Origin of the sequence: Pseudomonas kitaguniensis, assembly GCF_009296165.1 — a bacterium.
Taxonomy (GTDB): domain Bacteria; phylum Pseudomonadota; class Gammaproteobacteria; order Pseudomonadales; family Pseudomonadaceae; genus Aquipseudomonas; species Aquipseudomonas kitaguniensis.
This window is the reverse complement of the sequence record NZ_VUAZ01000220.1, coordinates 1-5,046: the sequence shown is the minus strand read 5'-3', so window position 1 is coordinate 5,046 and position 5,046 is coordinate 1. Positions and strand designations below refer to the sequence as shown.

At 62.7% G+C, this 5,046-nt stretch carries 7 protein-coding genes; 2 read left to right on the top strand and 5 right to left on the bottom strand.

The features are described from left to right. Positions 1-124 precede the first annotated feature (124 nt). The 3 genes from F0169_RS26770 to F0169_RS26760 form a co-directional block, all read right to left on the bottom strand. On the bottom strand, positions 125-583 hold the full coding sequence (locus F0169_RS26770) for an anti-sigma factor domain-containing protein (protein WP_152748104.1): 459 nt from the start codon (positions 581-583) through the stop codon (positions 125-127). An 85-nt stretch (positions 584-668) separates the two neighbouring features. After that, positions 669-1,346 carry an anti-sigma factor gene (locus F0169_RS26765; protein ID WP_152748103.1) on the bottom strand — a complete coding sequence of 226 codons (678 nt, stop codon included), beginning with the start codon at positions 1,344-1,346 and terminating at the stop codon, positions 669-671. Beyond that, on the bottom strand, positions 1,343-1,969 hold the full coding sequence (locus F0169_RS26760) for a sigma-70 family RNA polymerase sigma factor (protein WP_152748102.1): 627 nt from the start codon (positions 1,967-1,969) through the stop codon (positions 1,343-1,345). The genes F0169_RS26765 and F0169_RS26760 overlap by 4 nt, the downstream gene beginning before the upstream one ends. Positions 1,970-2,120: 151 nt before the next feature. Between F0169_RS26760 and F0169_RS26755 the strand changes: the two genes are divergently transcribed. Then, positions 2,121-2,693, top strand: coding sequence for a DUF2780 domain-containing protein (locus F0169_RS26755; RefSeq protein WP_058415212.1), 573 nt, complete (start codon positions 2,121-2,123; stop codon positions 2,691-2,693). Here F0169_RS26755 and F0169_RS26750 read toward each other — a convergent pair. Beyond that, the gene (locus F0169_RS26750; RefSeq protein ID WP_152748101.1) at positions 2,690-3,589 is read right to left on the bottom strand and encodes an acyltransferase; all 900 of its coding nucleotides are present in this window, start codon (positions 3,587-3,589) and stop codon (positions 2,690-2,692) included. The two genes, F0169_RS26755 and F0169_RS26750, sit on opposite strands and share 4 nt — an antisense overlap. Positions 3,590-3,759: 170 nt before the next feature. Here F0169_RS26750 and rloA2 point away from each other — a divergent pair, with 170 nt between their 5' ends. After that, entirely contained in the window at positions 3,760-4,260 is a 501-nt protein-coding gene (gene rloA2 / locus F0169_RS26745; protein WP_058415214.1) for a retropepsin-like aspartic peptidase RloA2, read from the top strand. 52 nt (positions 4,261-4,312) lie between these two features. On the opposite strand, the gene F0169_RS26740 is transcribed toward rloA2, so the two are convergent. Next, the gene (locus tag F0169_RS26740; RefSeq protein ID WP_152748100.1) at positions 4,313-4,942 is read right to left on the bottom strand and encodes a glutathione S-transferase; all 630 of its coding nucleotides are present in this window, start codon (positions 4,940-4,942) and stop codon (positions 4,313-4,315) included. Positions 4,943-5,046: the final 104 nt, after the last annotated feature.

Genomic DNA, 5,046 nt, shown 5'->3' with positions numbered 1-5,046 from the left:
GCAAGCCCGCTCCCACATTGGCTCCCACATTGGCTCCCACATTGGCTCCCACATTAGGCCCCACATTTGGCTCCCGCATTAGGTAGTGGGTAAGTGGGGGAATAGGGGGCAGTGGCGGGGGGTGTCAGCGAGCGGCCAAGGCGCCTTGGTAGACCGTCGGGCCTGTTGGTTGCTTGCTCACCGAGCCGCCTTTGGTTTCGGAGCTGACCATCAAGTTCACCGGCTTGCTGATGGATGCTTGCTGGCGCGGGTTCAGCCCGATGATGCCTTTACCGTCTTCGGGCAGCAGGCCCAGGGAGATCGGCACGCCGTCGGCCGGGATAGCCCACAGCTCCAGGCTCTGGTCTGGCGCGGGCGCAGTGGCAGCGATTGGCTGCACTTCCAGGTAATCCTTGTGGGCCACGATTTGCGCGGCGGGCTGTTGCTCGGTGGTCACCAACGTGGCAGCGGATTTGACGCTGTCCTGCGTGTAAAGCGCGCCGCCGACACCGGCAACCACTACCAAACAGGCGCCGATGAACAGGCGTGGGCCGCTCCAGAATGAGGGTTTGTTCTCGATCACTTCGGGTTGGATCGCAGTCATAAGTCTCTTCCTGACAAATTTTGTAGTCAGTTCATGGACCCTGTTTATCGGGATGGGTTCCTGAACCCATCACCGCCTATCGTCGCTAAAGTGATGCCAATTGGCCTTGATAGAGCACCGGTCCGGTCGGTTGGCCGGTGGGCGAACCGCCGTGTGGCTCCAGGCTCACGGCCAGGGTCAGTGGCGCTTTAAGCAGCGCCTGCTGCTGTTTGGTCAGCTGGATTCGCCCCTTGCCGGCGCTCGGTACTACGCCCAGCGAGACCGGTTTAGCACCGGGCGCAATCGCCCACAACTCCAGGTCACGCGTCGGTTCCACTGCGGCCAATGCCAACGGCTCGACTTGCAGGTGGTCGGCGAATGCGCGTATCTGCAACGCCGGTTGCTGGCCTGCGCTGACCAAGGTGGCGTTGTATTGCGCGCCGGTATCGCGCTGGTAAAGCACGCCCACAAACAGCGCCAGCACCACGGCGAACGCTGCCCCAAGCAAGCGAACATTCATCCACAGCGGTTTTTTGGCAGGCACCTGCAGCACGTGCGGTTCGATGCGCGCCTGGATGCCCGCCCACACGTGGCCCGGCACCGGGCGTTCGGGCAGTGCACCGGTGAGGCTGGCGAGCGCGTCCTGCCAGTGGCCGAGTTCTGCGCGCAGCGCCGCATCGTCGAGCAGCAGGCGGTCAAAACGTCGACGCGCGGTGGCGGGCATCAACCCGATGGCATAGTCGGCGGCGAGCGCGCGGCGCAAGGCGGAGGTTTGGTAATTCATGATTCAAGGCACCTGCGCAGGCGCTCCATGCCGCGGCGAATCCAGGATTTGACCGAGCCCAGGGGCGCCGCCAAGTGTTCGGCCAACTCCGCGCACGAAAGGCCCTGAAAGTAAGCCACGGTGATCGACTGGCGTTGCATGCCGTCGAGGGTATCGAGGCAGCGGTTGAGGGCGCGGGCTTCGCGCTCGCTGTGGAGTTGTTCGTGGGCGCTGGGGCTGTCGTCGAGCAAGGCCTCTTGTTGGCCATCGGCCAAGGGTTGCTCGCGGCGTTTGCGCAGTTGGTCGATGGCCAGGTTGCGGGTGATGTTGACCATCCAGGTCATCGGCGCCGCCAAGTGCGCCTCGTAACGCGAGGCGTTGTACCAGATGCGCACGAAGGCCTCTTGCAAGACCTCTTCGGCGAGGTCGGCGCGGCCCATGAATCGAAACGCAACGCTGTGCAGCCGTGGTGAAACACGGCGGTAGAGGGTTTCGAAGGCTTGGCGGTTGCCTAGCGCACATTGCGCCAGCAACGGCTGCAACGGGTCGGTGTCGTGGATGGAAATAGGGCTTCTCCAAGCGCTCGAACGAGGGCGACGGGGCTGCGCACGGTAGGCAGAGGGTAGTCTAGCTTGAGCGTTCATTCCATCCAACTCCGGGCGGCGCATGCTCGATATACGCGGCGCGAGGGCACTTGGATGCAGCCAGCGGCGAACTATTCTGTTGCGGGGAACAATCCCTCGGCACGGTCAGTCAAACGGCTGCTTTTAGCTCTTACACTCAGAGGTTGTCTTGATGAAGATTTCACGCGGTTTTGCCTTGTCCTGCCTGTTGACCGTGGCCGCCAGCCCGGTGTTTGCCGCAGGTTTCAGCCTGGGTGAGGTGGCCAATGCGGTTTCCGCTGCCCAAGGCGGCAACAACAAGGCGGCCGCTGCAGCGCCGAGTTCGCAGACCGCCGGCTTGCTGAGCGCCTTGACCTCGCAACTGAACATCACCCCCGAGCAAGCCGTCGGCGGCACCGGGGCCATGCTCGGCCTGGCCAAGAACCAACTGAGCAGCACCGATTATTCGCAACTGGGCAAGAGCGTGCCGGGCCTCGATCAATTGTCGGGCAGCAACTCGCTGGGCAGCCTCGGTGCCTTGAGCGGCATGCTCGGCCAGAGCGGCGGCAGCAAAACCAGCGGCCTCGACAGCGTGCTGGGTAACGTGAAAAGCACCAACGACCTGAACACCGCGTTCAGCGCACTGGGCATGGACAGCGGCATGGTCGGCCAGTTTGCGCCGGTGATCCTGCAATACCTCGGCGGTCAGGGCGCCAACAGCTCGGTGCTCGGCAAACTGGCCCAGGCCTGGGGCACTGGCGGCTAAGCACGCTCGGCGCGCAGTTGTTCGATGCGCGCGTCCTTCTCGCTCCAGAGCTGGTTAACCCAGTTCTGGACGGTTTGGCGAAAAGCCGGATCGTTCTCGTAATCCCCTTGCCACAACGCCGGGTCCAGCTCACGCGTGCGTATATCGACGATCACCTTCGGCACTGCGCCGCTGATCAACGCCCAGAACCCCGGAATTTTTTGCTGCTGCGTTTGAGACGGATAGACCACGGTCACGTCGAGCACCGCGTCCAGTTGCTCACCCATCGCCGCCAGCACAAAAGCCACGCCGCCCGCCTTGGGTTTGAGCAGGCGATTGAACGGCGAATTCTGCTGCGTGTGTTTGGCCGCGCTGAACCGCGTGCCCTCAAGGTAATTAACCACCGTGACCGGCTGGCGCTTGAACAGCTCGCAGGCCTCTTTGGTGATCTTCAGGTCCTGGCCCGCCAGTTCCGGGTGCTTGGCCAGGAATGCCTTGGTGTAGCGCTTCATGAACGGGTAGTCCAGCGCCCACCAGGCCAGGCCGAGGAAGGGCACCCAGATCAGCTCTTTTTTCAGGAAGAATTTGAAGAACGGCGTGCGCCGGTTAAGCGCTTGGACGAGTGCCGGAATATCGACCCACGACTGATGGTTGCTGATCACCAGGTATGAGGTGTCGCTGCGCAAATCGCCGCCGCCGCGAATGTCCCATTGCGTGGGGATGCACAGCGAGAAGATTAATTTGTCGATCTCGGCCCAGGTCTCGGCGATCCACATCACCGCCCGCGACGCAGCGTCGCGATAGCGCCCCGCAGCCACCAGCTTGAGCAGGGCAAACACCATCAACGGCCCGAACAGCACCAGGGTGTTAAGCAATAACAGCAGGGTGACGAAACAGCCGGTGAGCAGGCGGCGCATAAGTAACTCTTGGAATCCTGTGGGCTGGCCATGATAAGCAAGCCGGCTCTGCAGGCCAAATCACAAATCGCCTGACGAATGTTTCACACGCTGACCGGTAGGGTTGAGCACTAACTAATGATGGCTTTTGCGGTCTAGAATCCGCCTACTTCTTTCGAGGAAATCACTTCGTGAAACTGCTTCTTGCCTCGCTCGCCCTGGTTGCTCTGCCGGCCATGGCGGCCGAACCGACCCTTTACGGTCGCTACGAATACATCCAATTGCCGGAGATCGGCCAAACCTTCAAGGCCAAGATGGACACCGGCGCGCTGACCGCTTCGCTGTCGGCCCGCGACATCGAAACCTTCACCCGTGACGGCGACGATTGGGTGCGCTTCCGCATCGGCGGCAAGGATGCCAGCGACAAGGTCTACGAACACAAGGTGTCGCGCATCAGCAAGATCAAGAGCCGCGCCGACGAAGACGATGACAAGGACGAAGCCACCGTGGCCAAGCGCCCGGTGATCGACCTGGAGATGTGCCTGGGCGACGTTAAACGCACGGTTGAGGTCAACCTCACCGACCGCAGCAGCTTTAACTACCCGTTGCTGATTGGGGCAAAGGCGCTGCGTGAATTCGGCGCGGCGGTAAACCCGGCGCGCCGTTACACGGCTGACAAGCCGGACTGCTGACCGGCTGGCTCGCTGCAACAGGCTCTCAGCACAACGCCTGCTTGATTTGGCGTTAAACCGGCGGCTGGGTCTCGAGCATCGAAGGCCGCTGGCTGACCTCGGCGTACCAATCGGCAAGCTGGGGGTTAGCGGTGCGCCATTGCAGGTCGGGGTGGCGGAAGTCGAGGTAGCCCAAGGCGCAGGCCACGCTGATGGCGGCAATGTCGAAATGGCTGGTCAACTCGGCAATGGCGTCTTGCTCCAACCCGGCGAGGGTGCGGCGGATCTTGTTGCGCTGCTCCTCCAGCCATTGCTCCCAGTGCTTTTCGACCGGGCGCATGGCCGTTTCATAACGCACCAGCACCGCCGCGTCGAGGATGCCGTCGGCCATCGAGGCCAGGGTCAGGCGGCGCCAGCGGGCCGAGCCATCACGCGGGATCAGCGGGTTGCCGACATGCTGATAGTCGAGGTAATCGAGAATCACCCGGCTGTCGTGCAACACCGTGCCGTCGGCCAGGCGCAGGGCCGGGATCTTGCCCACCGGGTTACCTTGCACCACCTGCGCATCGGGGTTGACCGGTGTCGGCATGCAGCCTTGCAGGGCCACGCGGCCTTGCTGGCCGGTCTCGATCAGCAGCACGCGCACTTTGCGAACAAACGGTGAAGCGGGGTTGTGGAACAAGGTCATGCTGGGGGTGGACATGGGCATTCCTCACGATGGGCAGCGGCTAGCCTAGAGGGTTGCGCGGCGGCTGGCGAGGGGCTTGTGGGTGTTCTTCAGGGCCTCATCGGGAGCAAGTCGAATCG

Coding starts and splice junctions, on each gene's coding strand:
- F0169_RS26770 (WP_152748104.1), bottom strand. CDS start 583: ATGACTGCGATCCAACCCGAAGTGATCGAGAACAAACCCTCATTCTGG.
- F0169_RS26765 (WP_152748103.1), bottom strand. CDS start 1,346: ATGAATTACCAAACCTCCGCCTTGCGCCGCGCGCTCGCCGCCGACTAT.
- F0169_RS26760 (WP_152748102.1), bottom strand. CDS start 1,969: ATGAACGCTCAAGCTAGACTACCCTCTGCCTACCGTGCGCAGCCCCGT.
- F0169_RS26755 (WP_058415212.1), top strand. CDS start 2,121: ATGAAGATTTCACGCGGTTTTGCCTTGTCCTGCCTGTTGACCGTGGCC.
- F0169_RS26750 (WP_152748101.1), bottom strand. CDS start 3,589: ATGCGCCGCCTGCTCACCGGCTGTTTCGTCACCCTGCTGTTATTGCTT.
- F0169_RS26740 (WP_152748100.1), bottom strand. CDS start 4,942: ATGTCCACCCCCAGCATGACCTTGTTCCACAACCCCGCTTCACCGTTT.